This window comes from Paracoccus stylophorae (assembly GCF_028553765.1).
GTDB classification, from domain to species: Bacteria; Pseudomonadota; Alphaproteobacteria; order Rhodobacterales; family Rhodobacteraceae; genus Paracoccus; species Paracoccus stylophorae.
The window spans coordinates 2,158,878-2,182,312 of the sequence record NZ_CP067134.1 but is presented as its reverse complement, the minus strand read 5'-3'; the positions used below and the strand labels follow the sequence as shown (position 1 = coordinate 2,182,312).

Sequence of the window (23,435 nt, the reverse complement as noted above, 5' to 3'; positions counted from 1 at the left end):
GATCATCCGACATGAGCGATTTGCCCGTCATCCGCCTGCGCCCCAAATCCAGGCCCCAGGCGATCCGCCACGGGTTCCCGTGGGTCTTCGCCGACGAGGCGGTGCTGGACCGGCGGACCCGCAACCTGCCGGCGGGCGGTTTTGCCGTGCTGGAAGACTCCGATCGTCGGCCGCTGGCGCTGGTGACGGTCAACCCGAATTCGCGCATCGTGGCGCGGGTGATGGACGGCGATGCGGGCGTCACCATCGACGGCGACTGGCTGCGCGCCCGACTGTCGCGCGCCTTGTCGATGCGCGCGCGTCTGTATTCCGCGCCGTTCTATCGGCTGGTCCACGCCGAGGCCGACGGCCTGCCCGGCCTGGTGATCGACCGTTTCGGGGACGCGGCCGTCATCCAGCCGAACGCCGCATGGGCCGACGCGATGGCCGACCAGATCGCCGAGGCGCTGGCCGAGGTGACGGGCGTGTCGACCGTGGTTCTGAACGGGCAGGGCCGGGCGCGGTCGCTGGAAGGGCTGGAGGAACGCACCGCGATCCTGCGCGGCACCGCGCCCACCGGTCCGATCCCGGTCGCGATGAACGGCGCCACCTATCTAGCCGATCTGATGGGCGGGCAGAAGACCGGGCTGTTCCTTGACCAGCGCCCGAATCACGCCTTCGCGCAGCGGCTTGCGACCGGGGCCGATGTGCTGGACGTGTTCAGCCATGTGGGCGGCTTCGGGCTGGCTGCGCTGGCCGCCGGGGCTGCGCGCGCGACCTGCGTGGACGGCAGCGGCCCGGCGCTGGAACTGGCGCTGGGCGGGGCGCATGCGATGGGGGTAGCCGACCGGCTGGACATCCTGCAATCCGACGCGTTCAAGGCGATGGACGGGCTGGCGGCCGAGGGTCGCCGCTTTGATCTGGTGGTTTGCGATCCGCCGGCCTTCGCGCCCTCGAAACAGGCGCTGGACGCGGGGCTGCGCGCCTATGAACGGATCGCGAAACTGGCCGCCCCGCTGGTCGCGCCGGGCGGGTATCTGGTGCTGTGCAGCTGTTCGCATGCCGTCGATCTGACGCAGTTCCGCAATGTCAGCGCGCGCGGCATCGGCCGGGGCGGGCGGCGCGGCGTGCTGATCCATACCGGGCAGGCCGGGCCCGATCATCCGACGCTGCCGCAATTGGCCGAAACCGGCTATTTGAAGGCGCTGTTCTTCCGGCTGGACGGATGAGGGCGGTTCTGGACGCCAATGTCCTGTTCCCGACCATCCTGCGAGAGATCCTGGTCGACGCGGCCGAGGCGGGATCGTTCGTGCCGCTGTGGTCGGCGCGCATTCTGGCCGAATGGCGGCACGCCGCCTCCTGGCTGGGGCCGGATCAGGATGCGGTCGCGGGGGCCGAGATCGCGCTGCTGCGCCTGCGGTTCCCGGACGCCGCGATGCCGGACGATGGCCACCGGGTCATCGACCTGGATCTTCCCGACCCCGCCGACCGCCACGTGATCGAAGCCGCGCTTGCGGGGCGCGCGTCCCATATCGTCACCGCCAATCTGCGGGATTTCCCCCGCGCCCTGATGATGCCGCTGGGGCTGCGCGCCATCCACCCGGATACGTTTCTTCTGGCCCTTCACGCCGATCACCCTGCGGCGGTGCGGCTGGCGGTGCAGAAGGCGCATGACAAGGCCGCGCGGCTGGGTGCAGACATGGATCTGCGCGACATGCTGAAACGCAGCCGTCTGCCGCGGCTGGCGCGGTTGCTGAAAGGTTGAAGCAGATTGCTGTTAACGCTAACAAGAGATATGTCGGATGCCGGTCACAAGGAGGACAGCATGGTCTCGCGGGTCATTCCGGTCGACGATTTCGACCTGGTGATATTCGGCGCGACGGGCGATCTGGCCCATCGCAAGATCCTGCCCGGGCTGTTCCGGCGCTTTGTCGCGGGGCAGATCCCGGAAACGTCGCAGATCATCGGCGCGGCGCGCACGCAGCAGGACGACGCGCAGTTCCGCGACGCGGTCGCGGCCGCCATCGTGGAACATGCGGGCGTGAAGAAGAACGACCCAAGGCTGGTGCAGTTTCTGAAACTGCTGGGCTATGTCGCCATCGACGCCACCGGGCAGGGCGGCTGGAAGGAGTTGGCGGGACGGATGCGCGCGGATGCGATCCACGCCTTCTATTTCTCGGTCGCGCCGTCGCTGTTCGGCGATCTTGCCGAACGTCTGGCCAGCCACGGCATGGCCCATGGCGACAGCCGCATCGTGGTGGAAAAGCCCTTCGGTCGCGATCTGGCCAGCGCGCGCGCGCTGAACCAGACGCTGGCGCAGCATTTCGACGAGGATCAGGTCTATCGCATCGACCATTACCTGGGCAAGGAAACGGTCCAGAACCTGATGGCGGTGCGCTTTGCCAATATCCTGTTCGAGCCGCTGTGGAACGCGCAATATGTCGATCACGTCCAGATCACCGTGGCCGAGACGGTGGGTGTCGTCGGGCGCGGCAGCTATTACGACAAGTCGGGCGCGATCCGGGACATGGTGCAGAACCACATGATGCAGCTTTTGTGCCTGATCGCGATGGAGCCGCCCTATCATTTCGACCCCGACGCCGTGCGCGACGAAAAGCTGAAGGTGATCCGCGCGCTGGAACCGGTCGAGCCGGCCGACATCGTGCGCGGCCAGTATGAAGGCGACGATGGGGCAGGCAGCTATCTGGACGATGTGGGCGATCCCGATTCGCGGACCGAAAGCTATATCGCGATGAAGGTGCGCATCTCGAACTGGCGCTGGCAGGGGACGCCGTTCTATCTGCGCACCGGCAAGCGGCTGCGCGCCCGCACCAGCGAGATCGCCATCACCTTCAAGGAACCGCCGCATTCGATCTTCGACGATACCGGCGCGCCCAAGGCCAACGAACTTGTCATCCGGCTGCAACCCAACGAGGGTATGAACCTGAAGGTGATGATCAAGGAACCGGGGCCGGGCGGGATGCGGCTGGTGCAGGTGCCGCTGGACATGTCCTTCGCCGACGCGCTGGGAGCCGAGGGGCAGGACATGCCGGATGCCTATGAACGACTGATCATGGATGTGATCCGCGGCAACCAGACGCTGTTCATGCGCGGTGACGAGGTCGAGGCGGCCTGGGCGTGGACCGACCCGATCATCGACAGCTGGGAAGACAGCAAGCGCCGGCCGGAACCGTATGACGCGGGATCGTCCGGCCCCGAAGAAGCGCTGCGTCTGATGCATCGCGACAACCGACGCTGGAGGGAGATCAGGGCATGAGCATGAATTTCGTGGAATATCCCGACCGGGACATGCTGGCGCTGTCGCTGGCCGACAGGCTGGCCTCGCAACTGGCGCAGCATCTGCGCAGCAACGAACAGGGCAGCCTGTGCGTGCCGGGGGGCACCTCGCCGGTGCAGGTGTTCGACACGCTCAGCGGTTCCGATATCGACTGGGACCGGGTGACGGTGTTTCTGGGCGACGAACGCTGGGTCGATGGCGATCACAAGCGGTCGAACAGCCGGCTGCTGCGCCGGCACCTGCTGAAGGACCGGGCGGCGGCGGCGCAGTATATCGATCTTTATACCGGCGATCCGCGGCCCGAGGACGCGACCGAGGCGCTGGCCGAGGCGCTGAAGCCGCATCTGCCGATCACGGCGGTGCTGCTGGGCATGGGCAACGACATGCACACCGCCAGCCTGTTTCCCGGCGCCGATCATCTGGCCGAGGCGTTGTCGCCAGGCGCGCCGCCGGTGATGGCGGTGCGGGCCGAGGGCGCGGCCGAGCCGCGCATCACGCTGACCCGTCCGGTCCTGTCGAACGCCATTCACATCCATTTGCTGATCATGGGTCCCGAAAAGCGCGAGGCGCTGGAACGCGCACAGAAGATGGACCCGATCGAGGCGCCGATCCGGGCGTTTCTGGATGAGGCCACCGTTCACTGGGCGGAATGACATGGGCGGCACGAAAGGACGGGCGGCGATGAAGGGCATCTGGGCCGACCTGAAGATGCATCGCACGGCGCAAGGCGACACGCGGATCGAGGCCTTGTTCGACGCCGATCCGGCCCGCGCGCGCGATTTCTGCGCCGAGGCCGACGATCTGGTTTTCGACTATTCCAAGACCACGATCGACGCCGCCGCCCGCGACCTGCTGCTGGATCTGGCGCGGGCGGCCGGCATCGAGGATCGCCGCGACGCTATGTTTGCGGGCCAAAAGATCAACGAGACCGAGGATCGCGCCGTCCTGCACACCGCGTTGCGGAACCTGTCGGGCCGCGTCGAGGTGGACGGGCGGGACGTGATGGAGGGCGTGCGCGAGACCCATGCGCGGATGACGGGCTTTGCGCGCGACGTGCGGACGGGCGCGTTCCGCGGGCAGGGCGGGCCCATCACCGATGTGGTCAATATCGGCATCGGCGGGTCGGATCTGGGGCCGCTGATGGCGACGCTGGCGCTGGCCCCTTACCATGACGGGCCGCGCACGCATTTCGTCAGCAATGTGGACGGCGCCGACATCGCCGACACGCTGGCGGATCTGGACCCGGCCACGACGCTGGTGATCGTGGCATCGAAGACCTTCACCACCATCGAGACGATGACCAACGCGCGCACCGCCCGCGGCTGGATGGCGAAAACCGTGTCGCAGCCAGCGGCGCAGTTCGCGGCGCTGTCCTCGGCGGTGGAACTGACGGCGGAGTTCGGTATCGATTCGTCCCGTGTCTTCGGCTTCGAGGATTGGGTCGGCGGACGCTATTCCGTGTGGGGGCCGATCGGGCTGTCGCTGATGCTGGCCATCGGGCCCGAGGATTTCGACGCCTTCCTGTCGGGCGGCGCGGCCATGGACCGCCATTTCCGCAATGCGGATCTGGCCGGAAACCTGCCGGTGCTGCTGGCGCTGACCGGCATCTGGCATCACCAGATCTGCGGCTATCCGACCCGCGCCGTGCTGCCCTATGACAACCGGCTGATCCGGCTGCCGGCCTATCTGCAACAGCTTGAGATGGAATCGAACGGCAAGCGCGTGGCGATGGATGGCAGCGATCTGGACATGCCGTCGGGTCCGGTCGTCTGGGGCGAGCCGGGGACCAACGGGCAGCACGCCTTCTATCAGCTGCTCCATCAGGGCACGATGCCGGTGCCGTGCGAATTCATCCTGGCCGCGCGGGGGCATGAGGATGGGTTGTCCCATCACCACATCCTTCTGGCCGCGAACTGCCTGGCCCAGTCCGAGGCGCTGATGCGCGGACGCTCGGTCGAGGAGGCGCGGGAGTTGATGCGGGGCAAGGGGTTCGCGGGGGCGGAACTGGAACGTCAGGCGCGGCACCGGGTGTTTCCGGGCAACCGCCCCTCGACCACGCTGCTGATGCCGCAACTGACGCCCCGCACCCTGGGTCGGATCGTCGCGCTGTATGAACACCGGGTCTTTGTCGAGGGCGCGATTCTGGGGATCAACAGCTTCGATCAATGGGGGGTCGAACTGGGCAAGGAACTGGCCCTGAAGGTCGAACCGCTGCTGACGGGCGGGGAATCGCCCGGCCACGATCCCTCGACGCGGCATCTGGCAAGCCTGTTCCGGGCGATGCGCGGATAGGCAGGGGCGGCAGGGGGCTGTCTGCCCCCATCTCCTGCGGAGATTCCCCCGAAGGTATTTGGAAAGAGGGCGAGGCGGAACGCGCCGCGCCTTTTCCTTGTGGGGCAGAGCGGCTAGGTTCGCGGCGACGAAAGGATGCGGACATGTCGTTTTTCACGAAACTGCGCGAGCGGCTGACACGGTCTTCCTCGAAGATCGGCGAGGGGCTGGACGGAATCGTCGCCGACAGCGCGCCCGATACGAACACCGCGCCCGAGGCGGACACGCCATCGTCCGCCGCAGCCGGCATTCCTGCGGCCAGCCCGCCTGCGGCGCGGCCGTCGCCGGGCCTGATGGGCCGCATCCTCGGGCGCGGCGAGGCAAAGGCGGACGAGCCGCGCCGGGCGCTGGACGACGCCATGCTGGAAGAGCTTGAGGACATGCTGGTCCAGACCGATCTGGGCGTCGAGACCGCGCTGCGCGTGACCGCCAACATCGCCGAGGGGCGCATGGGACGGCGCGTGTCGTCGACCGAACTGAAACAGCTGCTGGCCGCCGAGATCGCGCGGATCATGGCCCCGGTGGCCCGGCCCCTGCCGCTGTATCCCAGGACGCCGCAGGTGGTGCTGGTGGTCGGCGTGAACGGATCGGGCAAGACCACCACCATCGGCAAGCTGGCCAGCCAGTTCAAGGCGGCCGGAAAGAAGGTGGTGATCGCGGCCGGCGATACGTTCCGCGCCGCGGCCGTCGAACAGTTGCAGGTCTGGGGCCAGCGCGCCGGCGTACCGGTGATGGTCGCCGCACAAGGCTCCGATCCCGCCAGCCTGGCGTTCGATGCGATGACCCGGGCCGAGGCCGAGGGCGCCGATCTGCTGCTGATCGACACGGCAGGGCGGTTGCAGAACCGGCAGGACCTGATGGAGGAGCTGGCCAAGATCGTGCGCGTCATCCGCAAGAAGGACCCGACCGCGCCGCACAATACGCTGCTGGTGCTGGATGCGACGACCGGGCAGAACGCGCTGAACCAGGTCGAGACGTTCCGCAGGCTGGCCGACGTCTCGGGTCTGGTCATGACCAAGCTGGACGGCACGGCGCGCGGCGGGGTGCTGGTCGCGCTGGCCGACCGGTTCGGCCTGCCGATCCACGCCATCGGCGTGGGCGAGCAGATCGACGATCTGGACGCCTTCGATGCCGATGAATTCGCGCGCGCGCTGGTCGGCATCTGAGCCGCGCGCCATCTGACTTGCGCACGGAAAAAAAAAGGGCGCCCGCCGGGCGCCCTGTCGGGATCAGAGCCCTTCGACGGGCGATCCGTCCTTTTCCTGCAGCAGCTGGGCTGCATTCGCCGCATCCGCCGACAGCCACAGCTTGCCGCCATCGACCGATGCGATATTGGCCAGCGGCAGGTAATGGTGGTGGTCGCGGTCCTGGCCGTGGTCCTTGTCCTTGCGCGTCAGCTTCACGCGGTCGCCGTCCATGTGATCGACCTTGCCGACATGCACGCCGTCCGCGCCGACGACTTCCATGTGTTCCTTGATGTCATTCGCTTCGACCATGATTTCCTCGATTCTGTTGCGGGCGCCGGTGCGCCCTTGCGGGACAAACGCGGCAGGACGGGAATGGGTTCATGCTCGCGTCAGCCGACGCCCAGCCTGCGGCAGAACGCCTGCAATTCGGGCGTGTCGGCCGCCGCGCGCGCGGCCAGCAGCGTGGCCTGGCTGGCGTGGATCAGCCCGTCGGGCAGGATCTTGAGGTGATTGGCCCTCAGCGTCTCGCCCGAGCTTGTGATGTCGGCAATCGCCTCGGCGGACTGGTTGGCGACCGTGCCTTCGGTCGCGCCCTGACTGTCGACAAGCTGGTAATCGGCCACCTCGTGTTCGGCCAGCCAGGCCCGCACCAGCCGGTGATACTTGGTCGCGATGCGCAGGCGGAACCCGTGGGCGGCGCGGAAATCGCGGGCGATCGAGGTCAGGTCGTCCAGCGTCTGGCAGTCGCGCCAGCAGGCGGGCACGGCCAGGACCAGATCGGCGTGGCCGAACCCCATCGGCGCGATCTCGGTGACCAGATTGCGCCAGAAGGGCAGCTTTTCGCGCACCAGATCGGTGCCGGTCACGCCCATCTCGATCCGGCCGGCGGCCAGTTCGCGCGGGATCTCGCCCGCCGACAGCAGGATCAGCGTGACGCCCGGCGCGCCATCGACACGGCCGGCATATTCGCGGTCGGACCCGGCGCGCGACAGCCGGACCCCGCGATCCGCGAACCAGTCGAAGCTTTGTTCCATCAACCGCCCCTTCGAGGGCACGCCCAACCGGATCATGCGGCCTCCATCTCGGCGATAAGGCCGGGGCGGATGATCCCGCCGATGGCGGGAATCGCGCGGCCCTTGCCCAGAACGCGGGTCAGCGCGTCATAGCGTCCGCCCGATGCCACGGCCGGCCAGCCGTCATGCGGGGCAAGGAAGCTGAAGGTGAAACCGTCGTAATATTCCATCGTCGTCCGGCCATGCGCCGCGTCGAAAAGGACATCGGCGGGGTCGATCCCTAACGCCGCGATGGCGTCGAACCGCGCCTCGATCCGGCGGGTGGCGTCGGCGATGGCGGGCATGTCAGCGGCCAGCCCGTGCAGCACCGCGATCGCCTCGGGCGCCGGGGCGCGCAGGGTCAGCAGCCGCCGCAGCCTGTCCGTCCACACCGCCGGCAGCGGCGGCTGCGCCGCGTCCGCGCGCAGTCGCGCGATCCGCGCGTTCATCTCGTCCGGGGTGCGCAATCCGGTCCACGGCACATCCGGATCGTCGAAATCGCGCGGCGCGGGCGGGGCCGAGAACCGGGCCAGCAGGCGCTGAAACCGCCGCGGCCGCCAGACGTGATGCAGCAGCGCATCGCGCCGCGCCACGCTGAGCGGCAGGCCCCGCACGGCGTCCAGCACCAGCCCCATATCGCCGGTCTCGGCCGACAGGCGATGCGGGGACAGCAGCCGGTGAAACAGCGCGAACACCTCGGCATCGGCACCCGGATGGCGGCTGAACAGCTCGAACCCGCATTGCAGATATTCGTTGTCGCGCGGATTGTCCGGGGAAGGCTGGGCCGTATCCTGTTTGCGGAAGACCTCGCCCAGATAGCAATAGCGGGCAGGCTCGGCCCCGTTTTCCATATGCGCCTGCACGACGGGCACGGTGAAATCGGGGCGCAGCATCATTTCGGCCCGGACCGGGTCCTGGGTGACATAGGCGCGGGCGCGGATATCCTCGCCATACAGGTCCAGCAGGGTTTCGGCGGGCAGCAGGATATCGGGCGCGATCTCGACCGCGCCTGCGTCGCGAAAGGCGGCCAGAAGGCGCTGGCCGATCTGCTGCTTGTCGCGCTTTGAGGTCATTGCAGGATGCGCTGGACTTCGGCGACCAGATCGGCGCGCGCCACCTCGGTCTGGGCGGGCTGGGATTTCCATTCCTCGTGACTGGCGTGTTCGGCGATTTTTGCGCCAAGGATCAGGTCCTTGACCTGCAGAACGCCGCGTTCGGCCTCGTCCGCGCCCTGGATGATCGCCACCGGCGCGCCGCGCTTGTCGGCGTATTTCAACTGGTTGCCGAAATTCTTCGGGTTGCCCAGATAGACCTCGGCCCGGATGCCGGCGGCGCGCAGATCGGCCGCAATCGCCTGATAATCGGACATGCGGTCGCGGTCCATCACCGTCACCACGACCGGGCCGCGCGCCTCGGCCCCGGCAATTCCCTTGGCGCGCAGGGCGGCCAGCAGCCGGTCCACGCCGATGCTGACGCCGGTGGCCGGCACCTTCTGTCCGGTAAAGCGTTCGACCAGCCCGTCATAGCGCCCGCCGCCCGCGACCGACCCGAATTGCCGCTTGCGGCCCTTGTCGTCGAGGATCTCGAAGGTCAGTTCGGCCTCGAACACCGGCCCGGTGTAATAGCCAAGGCCGCGCACCACCGACGGGTCGATGACGGCGCGGTCGGCGCCGACGCCCATCGCGTCCAGCAGGGCGGCGATGTCGGCCAGCTCGTCCACGCCCTCGGCCCCGATGGCCGACGCGCCGACCGCCGCGCGCAGATTGTCCAGCGTGGCGGCGTTGCTGTCGCCTTTCGAGGTCAGGAAGGCCAGAACCGGCGCGGCCTGCGCGGGGGTCAGACCCACGCCGTCGATGAACGCGCCGCTGTCGTCCTTGCGCCCCTGGGTCAGCAGGGCCAGCACGCCGTCGCGTCCCACCTTGTCGAACTTGTCGATCTGGCGCAGCACGTCCTCGGCCCGATCGGCGCCGACCTGCGCGGCCTCCATCACCCCGTTCAGCACCTTGCGGTTGTTGATCCGCACGATGTAGTCGCCGCGCGCGATCCCCACCGCCTCAAGCGCGTCGGCCAGCATGGCGCAGATCTCGGCATCCGCCGCGACCGAGGCCGCGCCGACCGTATCGGCGTCGCATTGATAGAATTGCCGGAACCGGCCCGGACCCGGCTTTTCGTTGCGCCAGACCGGCCCCATCGCATAGCGGCGATAGGGCGTCGGCAGATCGTTGCGGAACTGCGCCGCCACCCGCGCCAGCGGTGCCGTCAGGTCGTATCGCAGCGCCAGCCAGTCGCCGGACCCGCCGCCCGGAACCGCCTCTTCCTGCCATGCGAAGACGCCGGCGTTCGGGCGGTCCACATCGGGCAGGAACTTGCCCAACGCCTCGACCGTCTCGACGGCGCTGGTTTCCAGCGGATCGAAGCCGTGGCGATGATAGATGGCCGCGATCCGGTCCAGCATCGTCTTGCGTTCGGTCACGTCGGCGCCGAAATAGTCGCGGAACCCCTTGGGCGTCTCGGCCTTGGGGCGCGGTTGCTTTTTCTTGTCTTTCGCCATGGTCCTGTGCCTTACAGAGCAAGCCGTGGCTGCTGTAGCGGAAGGGGGCGGTATGGACAAGGACATGGACCGGCGCATCGCGCGTCTGGAAGAGGCGCTGGCCCACCAGACCCGCGCCACTGACGAGCTGAGCGAGGTGATCGCCCGCCAGGACGCCGAGATCGCCAGCCTGTCGCGCCGCGTCGCGTTGCTGCTGCGCAGCGCCGCGCAGACGGAACTGGATCAGGGCGGCACGATCCCCCTGGCCGATCAGCGCCCGCCGCACTGGTAGGCGGCAAGGGGGCGCGTGTCGGCCAAATCGCGGCTTTTCCCTGACCGCCCCATGCGCTAGACGAAATGCCGGACAATTTTCGGGCAAGGAAGGGACCGGCTCATGGCCAATGTGGTGGTTGTCGGCGCGCAGTGGGGCGACGAGGGCAAGGGCAAGATCGTCGACTGGCTCAGCGAGCGCGCCGACGTGATCGCGCGGTTTCAGGGCGGCCACAATGCCGGTCACACGCTGGTCATCGGCGGCACGGTCTTCAAGCTGTCGCTGCTGCCCTCGGGCATCGTGCGCAAGGGCAAGCTAGCTGTGATCGGCAACGGTGTGGTGCTGGACCCGTGGTCCCTGTTCGCCGAGATCGAGCGGCTGAACGGGCAGGGGGTCGACATCTCGCCCGGCAATCTGATGATCGCCGAGAACACGCCCCTGATCCTGCCGCTGCACCAGGATCTGGACAAGCTGCGCGAAGAGGCTGCCGGCAAGGCCAGGATCGGCACCACCGGCCGCGGCATCGGCCCGGCCTATGAGGACAAGGTGGGCCGGCGGACGATCCGCGTCGCCGATCTGGGCGACGAGGAAACGCTGGACGCGCGGCTGGACCGGCTGCTGGCCCATCACGACGCGCTGCGGCAGGGGCTGGGCGCGACGCCCATCGACCGGGCCGAGTTGAAGGCCATGCTGCTGGAGGTCGCGCCCCGGCTGCTGCCCTATGCGCAGCCGGTCTGGAAGATCATGGCCGAGGCGCGGAAATCGGGCAAGCGCATCCTGTTCGAGGGTGCGCAGGGATCGTTGCTGGACATCGATTTCGGCACCTATCCCTATGTCACCTCGTCCACCACCATGTCGGGGATGGCGGCATCGGGGACCGGCATGGGGCCGGGCGCGATCGATTTCGTGCTGGGCATCGTCAAGGCCTATACGACCCGCGTGGGCGAGGGGCCGTTTCCGACCGAACTGCATGACAGCGACGGTCAGCGCCTTGGCGAACGCGGGCGCGAATTCGGCACCGTCACCGGGCGCAAGCGCCGCTGCGGCTGGTTCGACGCGGTGCTGGTGCGCCAGACCTGCGCGATCAGCGGCGTGAACGGCATCGCGCTGACCAAGCTGGACGTGCTGGACGGGTTCGAGACGCTGAAGATCTGCGTCGGCTATGAGATCGACGGGCGGCATTACGACTATCTGCCGACCGCCGCCGCGCTGCAGGACCGCGTCACCCCGGTCTATGAAGAGATGCAGGGCTGGCAGGAATCGACCGAAGGGGCGCGAAGCTGGGCGGATCTGCCGGCGGCGGCGATCAAATATGTCCGCCGCGTCGAGGAACTGATCCAGTGTCCCGTCGCGCTGCTGTCGACCAGCCCCGAACGCGACGATACGATCCTGGTGACCGACCCGTTCGCGGACTGACCGCATCCGCGCGGCAGGGTGCCGGGCTGTCGTGCGGACGATCCGCGTGACGCGTGCGGAGGAATGAAGGCCCCGTGGCGGGCAAGGAGGGCGTGATGGATCTGAAGACCCGCAAGCGATTGTCCCTGCTGATCCTGGTTCTGGGGCTGCCGGCCTATATCATCGTGGCGGTCACGCTCGTGAACTGGATGGACACGCGTTGGGGCCGCCAGCCGATCTGGATCGAAATTGCGGTCTATGTCGTGCTGGGGCTGGTCTGGGTGGTGCCGCTGCGCCGCATCTTCACCGGGATCGGCCGGAACGAATGATCCCGCCGCTGGTGATCTCGGATCGCGGCGTCACCGTCATCGGCGGCGGCGCGGTGCGGCCCGCCGATCTGGCCCAGTCGCTGTCGGTCGCGCCGACGCTGGTGGCGGCCGATGGCGGCGCGGACCGCGCCCTTGCCCTGGGTCATCCGCCGGATTGGGTGATCGGCGATCTGGACAGCATCAGCGCCGCGGCCCGCAAGGCCATCCCGGCGCAGCGCGTCGCCCATGTCGCCGAACAGGACAGCACCGATTTCACCAAATGCCTGACCCGGATCGCCGCGCCCTTCGTGATGGCGGTGGGCTTTGCCGGACGGCGGCTTGATCACACGCTGGCCGCGCTGACCGCGATGGCCACCGTCACCCGCCCGCCGGTGATCCTGCTGGCCAGCGACGACATCGTGTTTCTGGCGCCGCCGCGCGTGACCCTGCCGCTGATGCCCGGCACGCGGGTATCGCTGTATCCGATGGGGCCGGCACGCGGCACCAGCACCGGGCTGGAATGGCCGATCGAGGGGATCGAATTCGCGCCGGGCACGCGGGTCGGCACCTCGAACATGGCCAGGGGCCTGGTGACGCTGAAGATCGAGGGCAGGATGCTGGTCATGCTGCCGCGCGACGCGCTGGCGACGGTGATGACGGCGCTGCGCCTGCCGCGCGGCTGAGCCGCGATCACGGCTGCGTGCACCGGTTGCCGCGACCGGCGCGATGGCTTATCTGGGACACGAACCCCGGAGGCCCGCATGTCGCTGAACCCGATCCGCCCCTGGCGCAATATCGAGCGGCGGAAATCCCGCCAGATCATGGTCGGCCGCGTCCCCGTCGGGGGCGATGCGCCGATCAGCGTCCAGACCATGACCAACACCGATGGCCGCGACGTCCGCGCGACGCTGGATCAGGTGATCCGCGCCGCCGATGCCGGCGCCGACATCGTGCGTATCTCGGCCCCCGATCAGGACACCACGCGGGCGCTGCGCGAGATCTGCCGCGAAAGCCCGGTGCCGATCGTGGCCGACATCCATTTCCACTACAAGCGCGCCATCGAGGCGGCCGCGGCGGGCGCGGCCTGCCTGCGCATCAATCCGGGCAATATCGGCAGCCCCGACCGCGTGCGCGAGGTGATCCGGGCGGCGCGCGACCACGGCTGCTCGATCCGCATCGGCGTCAACGCGGGGTCGCTGGAAAAGCATCTGCTGGAGAAATACGGCGAGCCTTGCCCGGATGCGATGGTGGAAAGCGGGCTGGACCATATAAGGATCCTGCAAGACAACGATTTCCACGAATTCAAGATCAGCGTGAAAGCCAGCGACGTGTTCCTGGCCGCCGCCGCCTATCAGCAGCTGGCCGAGGCGACGGATGCGCCGATCCATCTGGGCATCACCGAGGCCGGCGGGTTCGTCGGCGGCACGGTGAAATCCGCCGTCGGGCTGGGCAATTTGCTGTGGGCGGGGATCGGCGACACGATCCGCGTCAGCCTGTCCGCCGATCCGGTCGAAGAGGTGAAGGTCGGCTTCGAGATCCTGAAATCCCTGGGCCTGCGCACGCGCGGCGTCCAGATCATCTCGTGCCCGTCCTGCGCGCGGCAGGGCTTTGACGTGATCAAGACGGTCGAGGCGCTGGAAAAGCGTCTGGAACACATCAAGACGCCGATGAGCCTGTCGATCATCGGTTGCGTGGTGAACGGGCCGGGCGAGGCGCTGATGACCGATCTGGGCTTCACCGGTGGCGGCGCGGGCAGCGGCATGGTCTATCTGGCCGGCCGCCAAAGCCACAAGCTGTCGAACGACCGGATGATCGACCATATCGTCGAACTGGTCGAGGAACGCGCCGCAAAGCTGGAATCGCAGTCCGCAGACCGGACCGCCGCCGAATAGGCGCGACCGCCGTCCGCGGACCGCAGACGCCGTCGGCCCCTACATCGCGCGCAGCCGGTCCATCAGCGCGGCGGTGATCCCGGCCACGTTGCGTCCTTCGATGCCGTCTTCGCGAAAGATCGCCTCGGCCTCGGCGGTGCTCCAGCAGGCGGCGTCCTGAAATCGTTGCCGGTAGGCGGCGGGCAGGGCGGGAACGTGGTCCGCGAAACGCTCGGTCCAGGTCGCCTCGCGCAGCGTGTCATCTTCTGCCAGCAGGGAAGACAGCGCGGCCAGCCCGTCCGCCTGAGGCTTTTTCAGCTCTTTCGCGCAGCGGATCGCCTCGATCTCCAGCGGGCCGAACGGCTTCGTATTTGCGCGCGCCACGTTTTCCATCCGGTCGTGCAGCGCCCCCAGACCCATCCGCTGGAACAGCCTGCCCGTCATGTCCGCGCCATCCGTATAGGGGATGACGGACAGGCGCGGGCCGAACATCGCTCGAAAGGACTGCGTCAGCAGAAGATAGTCGAACAGGTTCGGACGTTTGCGGACATAATCGGCATAGGGCCCTGTATTGTTGCGGTTGACCGTGAATTCCCGGTAATGGCTGACCTGATAATCGGGCAGGTTGCGCAGCACCAGCATCGCTGCATGGTCGGAAAAGCCGTGATCCTCCAGCCGCGTGACCAGCCGGATCAGATGCGACAGATGGCCCGGATGCGCCCAGGCCTCGGACGACAGGATCGCGGTGTGCGCGTGCGATCCGCGCAACTCCTCCAGCAGCGCATCGGGGCAGGCATCCGCCTTGCCGGACAGATACCCCCAGATCAGCGAGGTGTGCCGGTGGCCCAGATCCTTTTCGTTCGTCAACCCGGTTCGGGGATAGAGCACGCCCTGATCCGACAGCAGATCGCGATTCTCGAAGACCATGTTCTGAAAGCTGGTCGTGCCGGTCTTGTAGGAACCAAGATGAAATATGATCCGCATCGTCTTGCCCTGGGCCGCACGGTGGTATCTGTCGATGTGACGCGCCTGATGACATCCTCCGCCGGCCATGTCCAGACTGGGGGGCGGATCGTGGCGGGATGTCGATGTGGCGGGGCCGAAGGCGGGACGTTTTCCAAGCCCGATTTCGAATGCAGAAAAACAGGGAGTCGAATCGCTGAAATGGCCCTCAAGGCGTAGCGGGTAATTTCAACCTTGAAGGGCAATACTGGTGGACCTGACGGGAGAGGAATCGAACCTCCTGTTTGAAGTCCTTCAGAGTTGGGAATGCCATCTCGCGCAACTAGACCTTGACGGTCGGGAGCGTGACGATGAAAAAACCCACAAATGATTTCAATATCTTAGCCAACAAGAAAATTGAAAAACACCATACGCCATTTTCGCTGCGGCTCAGCTTCGATGAGCGCGGCATCCTTGAACATGATGCTGCGGGGCAAGCTTTAGGGGCATACATTCGCGAACGCCTGTTCGGAGAGGATGTGACCCCTCGGACGACGCGTGGCAAGTTTCCGGTGAAAGACCACGTTGCCCTTGGGCGTGTGCTCGGCGCACTCGGGTCTTCGCGCCTTTCTGCCAATCTCAACCAACTCGCAAAGGCCGTGAACACCGGCTCGTTGCCTGTGACGCCAGAAACCGAAGAGGAACTGCGCAAAGCTTGTGCAGCCGTGCTTGCCATGAGGCAAGATATTCTTAGCGCACTCGGTCGCGATAGCAATCGTGGTCCGAAGCCGTGATTATCAAGGCCAAAGAACGCAGCGGCGGGGCGCAACTTGCGCGGTATCTGCTGACCATGCGGGATAACGATCATGTCGAGCTGCATGAGGTACGCGGCTTCGTTAGTGATGATCTGCGCGGCGCGTTTCTTGAGGCCGATGCTATTGCTGAAGGCACGCGCTGCACCAACCACCTATTCTCGATTAGTCTTAACCCGCCGCAGGATGCGGCGGTGACAGTCGAAGAATTCGAAGCGGCGGCAAACGAAGTTGAACGCAAGCTCGGCCTGGAAAACCAGCCGCGCGCGATTGTCTTCCATGAAAAAGACGGGCGGCGTCATGCGCATGTTGTCTGGTCGCGTATTGATGCGGGTCGAATGCGGGCGATCAATCTGCCGCACTACAAGCTGCATTTGCGCGACGTGTCGCGTGAACTGTTCCGCGCCCATGGTTGGGAAATGCCCAAGGGGCTGCGCGATTGGAAAGAGCGCGATCCGCTCAGATTTACCCGTGAAGAGTGGCAACAAGCGCGGCGCACGGGCCTCGATCCGAAACAGATCAAGGCGCTTTTCCAAAAGGCCTGGAGCCGCTCAGATTCAGGCGTTTCCTTTGCTCAAGCCTTAAGAGAGCGCGGGTTCACGCTCGCGCGTGGTGATCGGCGTGGCGTTGTTGCCGTTGATTATCGCGGTGAGGTCTATGCCGTGGCGCGGCAAGCAGGCGTGAAGACCAAAGATGTTGCGGCCCGACTCGGCGATCTCGCCGAACTGCCCTCAGTTGGTCAGGCCAAGACTACGATTGCCGCGCGCATGACGGATCGCGTCAGGGGGTTCATCCGTCAGGCCGAACTTGAAGCGAGGCAAGGCCGCACAGCGCTCGAATTCCGCCGCAGCAAACTGGCAGGACGGCACCGTCAGGAACGCGCGACGCAAAAAGAAAATCAGGAAAAGCGCTGGACAGCAGAAACCAACGCGCGTGCAGCAAAGTTGCAGCGCGGGTTCTCTGGACTCTGGCAGCGTGTCACGGGCAAATACAGCAAGATCAGGGAACAGAACGAGCGTGATGCCTGGGCGGCGCTTCTGCGGGATCGCGACGAGCGTGATACGCTGATCGCGGATCAGCTCGACGAACGGCATGTCTTGCAACAGGAAATCCGTGAGCAACGGGAACGGCAGCAAGCCGATCTGTTGCTGCTGCGCGAAGATATCGTCCGCTATCAGGAGATGGGTTTGAGCGAGCGCTCGCACGAGCGCCGCGAGCCAGATCGTGAGGGCCGAAAGCGCACGCGCGGACGCGATAGAGGCCGTGATTTTGGATTTGAACGATAAAAGAAAGGAGATGGATAGTGAATGATTTTGATTGGATCACGGTAATCCCCCCATTTTTGCGGGGGCTTGGTCGTAGAATCTACGCGGCGACTCTCAGTTTCTGGGCGGGGGTCATCCCGCCGTTGCCCATGTTGGGGCGTTCGTTGTTGTAGGACCAGAGCCACTCGGTAGCAATCTGCTGTACCTCTTCAATGCCTTCGAAAATGTACAAGTCCAGCCATTCGTGCCTGACCGTCCGGTTGTAGCGCTCGACATAGGCGTTCTGCTGGGGCTTGCCGGATTGGATATAGGCCAGGGTAATGCCCCTGTTCTCAGCCCATTCCGTGAGGGTGCCACTGAGGTATTCCGGGCCGTTATCGACTCGAATGGTTCGAGGTGCGCCGCGCCATTCAATAATCTGGTTCAATGCCCGAACAACCCGTTCCGCAGGCAGTGAGAAGTCGATCTCAATGCCCAGTCCTTCACGGTTGAAGTCGTCCAGAACGTTCAACAGCCGGAATTGTCGTCCATCCTCCAGTCTGTCGGCCATGAAGTCCATCGACCAGACCTCGTTCGGGGCCTCGGGCACGGCCAACTCCTCGGGCTTCTCCCGTTTCAGGCGCTTGCGTGGCTTGATCCGCAGGTTCAGCTCCAGTTCCCGGTAGATCCTGTACACCCGTTTATGGTTCCAGCCATGGCCCTGGACGTTGCGCAGATACAGAAAGCACAGGCCAAAGCCCCAAGTCTTCTTTGCCATCGTCAGACCGAGCAGCAGGTCGTCGATCTGCTCGTTCTCCTCGTCCAATTTCGGGCTGTACCGGTAGCATGTCTCACTGACGTCGAATGCCCGGCAGGCCAGAGCAATGCTGATACCCTTTATCGCCACCGCTTTCACGGCCAACTCTCGGCGTTGAGCTGGCCGGTTCATTTTTTTCCGAGGGCCTCCTTCAGAAGATCATTCTGCATGCTCACATCTGCAAACATCCGCTTCAGCCGCCGGTTCTCCTCGGTCATTGCCTTCATCTCGCTGATCAGACTGGCGTCCATGCCGCCATACTTCGCCCGCCACTTGTACAGCGTGGCGCTGCTCATCCCATGCTCGCGGCACAGCTCAGCGGCAGGCACACCGCCCTCCATCTGGCGCAGCACACCCATGATCTGGGCTTCTGTGAATCGTGTCTTCTTCATCGGAATCTCCTCGTTCATCCTGCCGAGAAAATTCTACTTCCGCATCCCCTTAAAATCAGGGGGGATTACCACGAGCTGGTCAGAGCGATGTTCATCGACGTCTGGGATATGAAGCTAGCAGAAGCCTACAGCGCGAAAAGGACGCTGGCTGCCCAGATACAGGATGTTGAGGATCAGACCGATGCTCTGTTGGATCGGATCGTCGATGCCTCAAGCCCTACCGTCATAACGGCATATGAAGCACGCATCGATAAATTGGAGCGTCAAAAGATCAGGCTGCGTGAGCAAGCCGAAGAAATTATTCCTCCGCGAGGACGCCTGGAGGAGTTTATCGAACACGCCTTGAGGTTTCTGGCAAGCCCTTGGAATCTATATGAAAAAGGTGAGTTTGCCTTCAAGAGGACAGTGCTCAAACTGGCCTTTGCAGAGCCCTTACGGTATAGCCGTGATGAAGGTAATCGAACCGCTAATTTCACCTTTCCATTCAAGGTGTTAGCGGACATTTCAACCCAAAAAAGCGGGATGGTGGAGCCAAGGGGAGTCGAACCCCTGACCTCTTGAATGCCATTCAAGCGCTCTACCAACTGAGCTATGGCCCCACCGGAGGTCTGCGCGATCGGTTCCGATCGCTGCGTGGCGTCGTATAGGGGCGGGGGTGGCGGGGTGCAAGCGGAAAATCGGGTGTGTCGGGAAAGTTTCGGCGCAGATCGCGGGTGCCGCGAAGCCGGGTGTTCCCGCACAAAAAACGCGGCCCCGCAGGGGGCCGCGTCGCGATGTGGCAGGCGGATCTTGTGTCAGTCGTCGTCGTCATCCGCGACGTCGGCGATGTCGTCCAGCGACACGTCGCCGTCATCGTCGTCGTCTTCCAGCAGATCGTCGTCCAGTTCGCCGCCTTCGTCTTCCAGATCGTCGTCCTCTTCGACCGCCTCGTCGGTCTTCTTGGCCGCGGTCTTTTCGGGAACCATCGCCTTGCCGCGCCCGTCGGCAAAGCTTTCGGCGGTGAACTGGTTGCCGCAGGCCGGACAGGTCATCGGATTCTGGTTCAGGTCGTAAAAGCGCGTGGCGCAATGCGGGCACAGGCGTTTCGTGCCCCATTCCTCTTTGGGCATGGTAATCTCCTTCCGCCGCGATTAGGGATTTGCCGACGCCGTGCCACAGGCTGGCGGGGCTGTCAAAGGCTTTTCTGACGGAACGCGGCGTGCGGGCAGAACGGTTGAACGAACGGATCATCATCACCGGCGGGCTCAGCATCGCGTTGCGGCGATCCGCGCGCGCGCGTCGCATGATCCTGCGGGTGCCGCGCGATGGCGGCGATGCGGTTCTGACCCTGCCGCCCTGGGCCGTGCTGGCCGACGGGCTGGCCTTTGCCGAATCCCGGCGCGACTGGCTGTTGCAGGCCACCGCGCGCCGTCCGGCCCCGCTGCGCGCCGAGCCCGGCGCGCTGCTGCCGGTGGAGGGGCGCGCCCGCCTGCTGGTCGAGGCGGCGACGCGGACCGCTCGGCTGGAAGGAGAAAATCTGCTGCTGCCCCGGAACCGGCCGGCGGGGCCGGTGGTGCAGGCGTTTCTGAAACATCTGGCGCATGACCGCCTGCGCCCGGCCTGCGACAGCTATGCGGCCGTGCTGGGGCGGCCCGTTCGGGCCATCAGCCTGCGCGACACCCGGTCGCGTTGGGGCAGCTGCACGTCGCAGGGGCGGCTGATGTTCTCGTGGCGGCTGGCGATGGCCCCGCCCGAGGTGCTGGACTATGTCGCCGCCCACGAGGTCGCGCATCTGGCGCACATGGATCATTCGCCCCGGTTCTGGGCGGCGGTCGCGGATCTGATGCCCGGCTATGGCGCGCATCGCGCCTGGCTGCGCCTTCATGGCGGCGATCTGATGGCGTGGAAATTCCGCGATTGACGCTGCGCCGATTCGTGATCACAGATGACGCATGACCGCCGCAAGAACCGCCGACCCCGCCGCGCATGAGCGTCTGTACCGCAGCCTGCGCGGCCGGATCATGCTGGGCGAACTGGCGCCGGGGCTGCCGCTGACGCTGCGCGGTCTGGCGCGGGAATATCACGTCTCGATGACGCCGGCGCGCGAGGCGGTGCGGCGGCTGGTCGCCGAAGGCGCGCTGACGCTGTCGGCGTCGGGGCGGGTCGCGACGCCGGAACTGTCGGACGAACGGATCGAGGAACTGGCCGCCCTGCGCGCGCTGATCGAGCCGGAACTGGCGGCGCGCGCCCTGCCGCGGGCGCATTTCGCGCTGATCGACCGGCTGGCGCAGATCAACGGCCGGATCGCGGATGCGGTCGAGCGCCACGACGCGGTCGGCTATATCCGCTGCAACCTGGATTTTCACCGGATGCTGTATCTGCGGGCGCAGGCGCCGGCGATGCTGGCGATGCTGGAAACGATCTGGCTGCAACTGGGCCCGACGATGCGGGCGCTTTACGGGCGGGTCCGGCGGAACGAGCCGCCGCGCCATCACCGGATGATCCTGGCCGCGCTGCGGGCGGGCGACGAACCGGCGCTGCGCCTGGCGGTGCGGGCCGATGTGACCCACGGGCTGCGCCACCTGACCGCCGCCTGACGTCCCCGAACGCGACGACCCTGCGCGGCCCCGTGCGGACCGCGCGTGCGTCAGCCGCGCTGCATGCTGGGCAGGCCGAGGCTGCCGAAATCGATCAGGCCCGACGGGATGATGCGCGTGTATTTGGTGCCCTCGATCGCCGCGCCGGCCATCAGCCCGGACTGGCCGAAGATCATCGCGACGACCGGATACTGGGCGGTGATGGTGTCGGCGCCCAAGCTCATCCCGCCGGCGGGGATCGCGTAGAACGCATCCGCCCCCGCGACCCATCCGGTCGCGCCGCGGAACGCGGCCAGCGCCTGATCGGTCTGGAAGATCAGCACATGCGCATATTGCTGCGCGCCGGCCTGAAAGCCGACCGAGGCCTGGGTCGCGGAATAGTAATCGACCGTCGCCCCGCCGATGCGCAAAGCCCCCTGGCCATAGGAGCCGCCGACGCCCAACGCAGCCTCGGTCATCAGCGGCATGTACAGCACGCCCTTGGCGTTCTGCACCAGGGGGGCGGCATTGGGATAGGTCTGAAGAAGATATTGATGCGTCTGGTCCACCCGCGCGTCCAGCTGCGCCGCGGCATTGCCGCCGACCGCGTTGCTGCACCCCGCCAGAACCAGCGCCGCGCCGCCGCCGGCCAGTATTCCACGGCGGCTCATCATGTTGGATTTGTTCATTTTGTCGCCTCGCCTCATTGTGCAGGACACTTGCGGCCCGCTTGGGCTGACGATACGCGAGGCCGCCCTCTCATGCCAGCATTTCGGCAACCATGGGCGCAAAATAGCTGAGCACCCCGTCGCAGCCCGCCCGGCGGAACGAGACGAGGCTTTCCGCCATCGCCTCGCGCGACAGCCAGCCGTTGCGGATCGCGCCCTCCAGCATCGCGTATTCGCCGCTGACCTGATAGGCAAAGGTCGGTGCGCCGAATTCGTCCTTTACCGCCCGGCAGATATCCAAATAGGGCAGGCCCGGCTTTACCATGACCATGTCGGCGCCCTCGGCCAGGTCGCGGGCGACGCAGCGCAACGCCTCGCCGCGATTGGCAGGGTTGACCTGATAGGTCTTCTTGTCGCCCACCAGCCGGCCCGAGGCACCCACCGCATCGCGGAACGGGCCATAGAAGGCGCTGGCGAATTTCGCGGCATAGGACAGGATCGCGACATGTTTGTGGCCCGCCGCCTCCATCGCGCCGCGCAGCGCGCCGATGCGGCCGTCCATCATGTCGCTTGGGCCAAGGATGTCGGCACCCGCCTCGGCCTGGGCCAGCGCCATGCGCACCAGCGCCTCGACCGTCTCGTCGTTCAGGATTTCGCCGTCCACCACGATCCCGTCATGGCCGTTGGCGTTATAGGGGTCCAGCGCGATATCGGTCATCACCGCCAGATCGGGCACCGTTTCCTTAACGGCGCGGATGGCGCGGTTGCCGATATTGTCAGGGTCCCACGCGCGTTCGCAGGTTTCCGTCTTAAGCGATTGATCGGAATGAGGAAAGATGCAGATCGCCGGAATATCCAGCCGCGCGGCCCGTTCCGCCGCGCGCCGCGCCCCGTCCAGCGTCAGCCGCTCGACCCCCGGCATCGAGGCGATCTCGCCCTCGGCGCCGGCCACCTCGGTCACGAAGATCGGCCAGATCAGGTTGGCGGGCGTCAGGTTCACCTCGGCCACCATGGCGCGCAGGCTGGCGGTGCGGCGCAGCCGGCGCAGGCGCGTGGCGGGGAAGGGGGCGATGATCGGGCTGGCCATTGGCGGCATCCTTTCGCGGCTGCGGGGCGGGGCAGGCATCTGCTTTCCCTTGGCGTGACAACGTTCTAAGGTCACGCGCGAGCAAGGACAAGGAACCGCGCGCGTGCCGCAATTCGACGGATTGATCAGCTTCCTCGACAGCCGTTCCTTCGGGACGATCTGGTTCTGGCTGGTCGTGATCGGCATGTGGTCCGCCACCGGCCGCAATGTGCTGGGCGTTCCGACCGAGATCGTGACCCGCGCGCGTCATGCCCAACGGGCAGGCGAGACGGAAAGCGCCGCCGTCGTCAGTCTGCTGGACTGGCTGTCGCTGGTGCTGCCGCGCTGGCAGTTGGGGCGGCACGAGGGGGTGGTGTTCCTGGCGGTGTCGGCGTTCTTTCTGACCTCGCTTGCCATCTTCGGCTTTCGCTATGGGCTTGAGATGGCGCAGGCGCTGACCCTGTTGCTGGTGCCGTTCCTGATCCTGTTCTGGATGCGCGTGCGGCTGGCCCGCCGGCTGGTCCCGCTGCTGGCAGCCGGGCAAGAGGGCGAACGCCCGGTCGAGGGGGTGGGTGCCGAGACGGTGCGGCTGATGATCCGCCACCGCCGCCTTGTCACCGCGCTGTCGGTGGTGGCCGTGGCGCTGACGGCGCTGTGGGGGATGCTGTGGGAACTGATGCATCCCAACGGGCTGTGACACTTGACACCGCCGCGCGG

The 23,435-nt window shown here is 66.2% G+C and carries 26 protein-coding genes and 1 tRNA gene; 17 read left to right on the top strand and 10 right to left on the bottom strand.

The window, feature by feature from the left end; genetic code table 11:
* The first annotated feature begins 11 nt into the window (after positions 1 to 11).
* The 6 genes from JHW45_RS10680 (at position 12) to ftsY (ending at position 6,774) form a co-directional block, all read left to right on the top strand.
* Entirely contained in the window at positions 12 to 1,208 is a 1,197-nt protein-coding gene (locus tag JHW45_RS10680; protein ID WP_272857683.1) for an RSP_2647 family RNA methyltransferase, read from the top strand.
* Entirely contained in the window at positions 1,205 to 1,744 is a 540-nt protein-coding gene (locus JHW45_RS10675; protein WP_272857682.1) for an RSP_2648 family PIN domain-containing protein, read from the top strand. The genes JHW45_RS10680 and JHW45_RS10675 overlap by 4 nt, the downstream gene beginning before the upstream one ends.
* Positions 1,745 to 1,804: 60 nt before the next feature.
* On the top strand, positions 1,805 to 3,256 hold the full coding sequence (gene zwf / locus JHW45_RS10670; RefSeq protein ID WP_272857681.1) for a glucose-6-phosphate dehydrogenase: 1,452 nt from the start codon (positions 1,805 to 1,807) through the stop codon (positions 3,254 to 3,256).
* 2 nt (positions 3,257 to 3,258) lie between these two features.
* Positions 3,259 to 3,930, top strand: a complete 672-nt coding sequence (gene pgl / locus JHW45_RS10665; protein WP_272860599.1) for a 6-phosphogluconolactonase — start codon at positions 3,259 to 3,261, stop codon at positions 3,928 to 3,930.
* A 28-nt stretch (positions 3,931 to 3,958) separates the two neighbouring features.
* Complete coding sequence (gene pgi, locus JHW45_RS10660; RefSeq protein WP_272857680.1) at positions 3,959 to 5,569, top strand: glucose-6-phosphate isomerase; 1,611 nt, start codon at positions 3,959 to 3,961, stop codon at positions 5,567 to 5,569.
* A 143-nt stretch (positions 5,570 to 5,712) separates the two neighbouring features.
* A complete protein-coding gene (gene ftsY / locus JHW45_RS10655) occupies positions 5,713 to 6,774 on the top strand; it encodes a signal recognition particle-docking protein FtsY (RefSeq protein ID WP_272857679.1) in 1,062 nt (353 codons plus the stop codon).
* 63 nt (positions 6,775 to 6,837) lie between these two features.
* Here ftsY and JHW45_RS10650 read toward each other — a convergent pair whose 3' ends face one another.
* The 4 genes from JHW45_RS10650 to hisS form a co-directional block, all read right to left on the bottom strand.
* Positions 6,838 to 7,104 (bottom strand): DUF2171 domain-containing protein, encoded by a 267-nt coding sequence (locus JHW45_RS10650; protein ID WP_272857678.1) that lies wholly within the window; start codon positions 7,102 to 7,104, stop codon positions 6,838 to 6,840.
* 80 nt (positions 7,105 to 7,184) lie between these two features.
* The gene (hisG, locus tag JHW45_RS10645; protein WP_272857677.1) at positions 7,185 to 7,865 is read right to left on the bottom strand and encodes an ATP phosphoribosyltransferase; all 681 of its coding nucleotides are present in this window, start codon (positions 7,863 to 7,865) and stop codon (positions 7,185 to 7,187) included.
* Positions 7,862 to 8,920, bottom strand: coding sequence for an ATP phosphoribosyltransferase regulatory subunit (locus tag JHW45_RS10640; RefSeq protein WP_272857676.1), 1,059 nt, complete (start codon positions 8,918 to 8,920; stop codon positions 7,862 to 7,864). Before JHW45_RS10640 ends, hisG begins: the two co-directional genes overlap by 4 nt.
* The gene (gene hisS / locus JHW45_RS10635; protein WP_272857675.1) at positions 8,917 to 10,398 is read right to left on the bottom strand and encodes a histidine--tRNA ligase; all 1,482 of its coding nucleotides are present in this window, start codon (positions 10,396 to 10,398) and stop codon (positions 8,917 to 8,919) included. Before hisS ends, JHW45_RS10640 begins: the two co-directional genes overlap by 4 nt.
* Positions 10,399 to 10,450: 52 nt before the next feature.
* Here hisS and JHW45_RS10630 point away from each other — a divergent pair, with 52 nt between their 5' ends.
* From JHW45_RS10630 to ispG, 5 genes are all read left to right on the top strand, one after another.
* A complete protein-coding gene (locus tag JHW45_RS10630) occupies positions 10,451 to 10,669 on the top strand; it encodes a SlyX family protein (RefSeq protein WP_272857674.1) in 219 nt (72 codons plus the stop codon).
* A 102-nt stretch (positions 10,670 to 10,771) separates the two neighbouring features.
* Complete coding sequence (locus JHW45_RS10625) at positions 10,772 to 12,064, top strand: adenylosuccinate synthase (RefSeq protein ID WP_272857673.1); 1,293 nt, start codon at positions 10,772 to 10,774, stop codon at positions 12,062 to 12,064.
* 95 nt (positions 12,065 to 12,159) lie between these two features.
* A complete protein-coding gene (locus JHW45_RS10620) occupies positions 12,160 to 12,372 on the top strand; it encodes a DUF2842 domain-containing protein (protein ID WP_272857672.1) in 213 nt (70 codons plus the stop codon).
* Positions 12,369 to 13,034 carry a thiamine diphosphokinase gene (locus JHW45_RS10615; RefSeq protein ID WP_272857671.1) on the top strand — a complete coding sequence of 222 codons (666 nt, stop codon included), beginning with the start codon at positions 12,369 to 12,371 and terminating at the stop codon, positions 13,032 to 13,034. The genes JHW45_RS10620 and JHW45_RS10615 overlap by 4 nt, the downstream gene beginning before the upstream one ends.
* A gap of 78 nt (positions 13,035 to 13,112) precedes the next feature.
* Positions 13,113 to 14,243, top strand: coding sequence for a flavodoxin-dependent (E)-4-hydroxy-3-methylbut-2-enyl-diphosphate synthase (gene ispG / locus JHW45_RS10610; protein WP_272857670.1), 1,131 nt, complete (start codon positions 13,113 to 13,115; stop codon positions 14,241 to 14,243).
* A gap of 39 nt (positions 14,244 to 14,282) precedes the next feature.
* On the opposite strand, the gene JHW45_RS10605 is transcribed toward ispG, so the two are convergent.
* Positions 14,283 to 15,206: a hypothetical protein gene (locus tag JHW45_RS10605; RefSeq protein WP_272857669.1), complete on the bottom strand. Its 924-nt coding sequence runs from the start codon at positions 15,204 to 15,206 to the stop codon at positions 14,283 to 14,285.
* On the opposite strand from JHW45_RS10605, the gene JHW45_RS10600 reads away from it, so the two are divergent.
* The 3 genes from JHW45_RS10600 (at position 15,189) to JHW45_RS10590 (ending at position 17,262) form a co-directional block, all read left to right on the top strand.
* Positions 15,189 to 15,404, top strand: a complete 216-nt coding sequence (locus JHW45_RS10600) for a hypothetical protein (RefSeq protein WP_272857668.1) — start codon at positions 15,189 to 15,191, stop codon at positions 15,402 to 15,404. The two genes, JHW45_RS10605 and JHW45_RS10600, sit on opposite strands and share 18 nt — an antisense overlap.
* A gap of 131 nt (positions 15,405 to 15,535) precedes the next feature.
* Entirely contained in the window at positions 15,536 to 15,958 is a 423-nt protein-coding gene (locus tag JHW45_RS10595) for a hypothetical protein (RefSeq protein ID WP_272857667.1), read from the top strand.
* Complete coding sequence (locus tag JHW45_RS10590) at positions 15,955 to 17,262, top strand: relaxase/mobilization nuclease domain-containing protein (RefSeq protein WP_272857666.1); 1,308 nt, start codon at positions 15,955 to 15,957, stop codon at positions 17,260 to 17,262. The genes JHW45_RS10595 and JHW45_RS10590 overlap by 4 nt, the downstream gene beginning before the upstream one ends.
* Positions 17,263 to 17,341: 79 nt before the next feature.
* Here JHW45_RS10590 and JHW45_RS10585 read toward each other — a convergent pair.
* The 3 genes from JHW45_RS10585 to JHW45_RS10575 form a co-directional block, all read right to left on the bottom strand.
* Positions 17,342 to 18,429, bottom strand: a protein-coding gene (locus JHW45_RS10585) for an IS3 family transposase (protein WP_272857665.1) whose coding sequence is annotated in 2 segments (ribosomal slippage) — positions 17,342 to 18,168 and positions 18,168 to 18,429 — 1,089 coding nt in all. Because the reading frame shifts where the segments join, the coding sequence is not laid out codon by codon here.
* 523 nt (positions 18,430 to 18,952) lie between these two features.
* Positions 18,953 to 19,028 (bottom strand) — tRNA-Ala (locus JHW45_RS10580).
* 195 nt (positions 19,029 to 19,223) lie between these two features.
* Positions 19,224 to 19,538 carry a TIGR02300 family protein gene (locus JHW45_RS10575; RefSeq protein WP_272857664.1) on the bottom strand — a complete coding sequence of 105 codons (315 nt, stop codon included), beginning with the start codon at positions 19,536 to 19,538 and terminating at the stop codon, positions 19,224 to 19,226.
* A gap of 89 nt (positions 19,539 to 19,627) precedes the next feature.
* On the opposite strand from JHW45_RS10575, the gene JHW45_RS10570 reads away from it, so the two are divergent.
* A complete protein-coding gene (locus JHW45_RS10570) occupies positions 19,628 to 20,329 on the top strand; it encodes a M48 family metallopeptidase (protein ID WP_272857663.1) in 702 nt (233 codons plus the stop codon).
* Positions 20,330 to 20,360: 31 nt separating this feature from the next.
* A complete protein-coding gene (locus JHW45_RS10565) occupies positions 20,361 to 21,005 on the top strand; it encodes a GntR family transcriptional regulator (protein WP_272857662.1) in 645 nt (214 codons plus the stop codon).
* A 50-nt stretch (positions 21,006 to 21,055) separates the two neighbouring features.
* Here the strand turns inward: JHW45_RS10565 and JHW45_RS10560 are convergent, their stop codons facing one another.
* Together JHW45_RS10560 and hemB are read right to left on the bottom strand one after the other, a co-directional pair.
* A complete protein-coding gene (locus JHW45_RS10560; protein WP_272857661.1) occupies positions 21,056 to 21,673 on the bottom strand; it encodes a lipid-binding SYLF domain-containing protein in 618 nt (205 codons plus the stop codon).
* A 70-nt stretch (positions 21,674 to 21,743) separates the two neighbouring features.
* A complete protein-coding gene (gene hemB / locus JHW45_RS10555) occupies positions 21,744 to 22,739 on the bottom strand; it encodes a porphobilinogen synthase (protein WP_419181794.1) in 996 nt (331 codons plus the stop codon).
* Between the two features lie 103 nt (positions 22,740 to 22,842).
* Here hemB and JHW45_RS10550 point away from each other — a divergent pair, with 103 nt between their 5' ends.
* The gene (locus JHW45_RS10550; protein ID WP_272857660.1) at positions 22,843 to 23,415 is read left to right on the top strand and encodes a hypothetical protein; all 573 of its coding nucleotides are present in this window, start codon (positions 22,843 to 22,845) and stop codon (positions 23,413 to 23,415) included.
* The last annotated feature ends 20 nt before the right edge of the window (positions 23,416 to 23,435 follow it).

Excerpts from the sequence above, each read along its gene's own strand:
- JHW45_RS10680 (WP_272857683.1), top strand. The coding sequence starts at position 12 with ATGAGCGATTTGCCCGTCATCCGCCTGCGCCCCAAATCCAGGCCCCAG.
- JHW45_RS10675 (WP_272857682.1), top strand. The coding sequence starts at position 1,205 with ATGAGGGCGGTTCTGGACGCCAATGTCCTGTTCCCGACCATCCTGCGA.
- zwf (WP_272857681.1), top strand. The coding sequence starts at position 1,805 with ATGGTCTCGCGGGTCATTCCGGTCGACGATTTCGACCTGGTGATATTC.
- pgl (WP_272860599.1), top strand. The coding sequence starts at position 3,259 with ATGAATTTCGTGGAATATCCCGACCGGGACATGCTGGCGCTGTCGCTG.
- pgi (WP_272857680.1), top strand. The coding sequence starts at position 3,959 with ATGAAGGGCATCTGGGCCGACCTGAAGATGCATCGCACGGCGCAAGGC.
- ftsY (WP_272857679.1), top strand. The coding sequence starts at position 5,713 with ATGTCGTTTTTCACGAAACTGCGCGAGCGGCTGACACGGTCTTCCTCG.
- JHW45_RS10650 (WP_272857678.1), bottom strand. The coding sequence starts at position 7,104 with ATGGTCGAAGCGAATGACATCAAGGAACACATGGAAGTCGTCGGCGCG.
- hisG (WP_272857677.1), bottom strand. The coding sequence starts at position 7,865 with ATGATCCGGTTGGGCGTGCCCTCGAAGGGGCGGTTGATGGAACAAAGC.
- JHW45_RS10640 (WP_272857676.1), bottom strand. The coding sequence starts at position 8,920 with ATGACCTCAAAGCGCGACAAGCAGCAGATCGGCCAGCGCCTTCTGGCC.
- hisS (WP_272857675.1), bottom strand. The coding sequence starts at position 10,398 with ATGGCGAAAGACAAGAAAAAGCAACCGCGCCCCAAGGCCGAGACGCCC.
- JHW45_RS10630 (WP_272857674.1), top strand. The coding sequence starts at position 10,451 with ATGGACAAGGACATGGACCGGCGCATCGCGCGTCTGGAAGAGGCGCTG.
- JHW45_RS10625 (WP_272857673.1), top strand. The coding sequence starts at position 10,772 with ATGGCCAATGTGGTGGTTGTCGGCGCGCAGTGGGGCGACGAGGGCAAG.
- JHW45_RS10620 (WP_272857672.1), top strand. The coding sequence starts at position 12,160 with ATGGATCTGAAGACCCGCAAGCGATTGTCCCTGCTGATCCTGGTTCTG.
- JHW45_RS10615 (WP_272857671.1), top strand. The coding sequence starts at position 12,369 with ATGATCCCGCCGCTGGTGATCTCGGATCGCGGCGTCACCGTCATCGGC.
- ispG (WP_272857670.1), top strand. The coding sequence starts at position 13,113 with ATGTCGCTGAACCCGATCCGCCCCTGGCGCAATATCGAGCGGCGGAAA.
- JHW45_RS10600 (WP_272857668.1), top strand. The coding sequence starts at position 15,189 with ATGAAATATGATCCGCATCGTCTTGCCCTGGGCCGCACGGTGGTATCT.
- JHW45_RS10605 (WP_272857669.1), bottom strand. The coding sequence starts at position 15,206 with ATGCGGATCATATTTCATCTTGGTTCCTACAAGACCGGCACGACCAGC.
- JHW45_RS10595 (WP_272857667.1), top strand. The coding sequence starts at position 15,536 with ATGAAAAAACCCACAAATGATTTCAATATCTTAGCCAACAAGAAAATT.
- JHW45_RS10575 (WP_272857664.1), bottom strand. The coding sequence starts at position 19,538 with ATGCCCAAAGAGGAATGGGGCACGAAACGCCTGTGCCCGCATTGCGCC.
- JHW45_RS10565 (WP_272857662.1), top strand. The coding sequence starts at position 20,361 with ATGACCGCCGCAAGAACCGCCGACCCCGCCGCGCATGAGCGTCTGTAC.
- JHW45_RS10560 (WP_272857661.1), bottom strand. The coding sequence starts at position 21,673 with ATGAACAAATCCAACATGATGAGCCGCCGTGGAATACTGGCCGGCGGC.
- hemB (WP_419181794.1), bottom strand. The coding sequence starts at position 22,739 with ATGGCCAGCCCGATCATCGCCCCCTTCCCCGCCACGCGCCTGCGCCGG.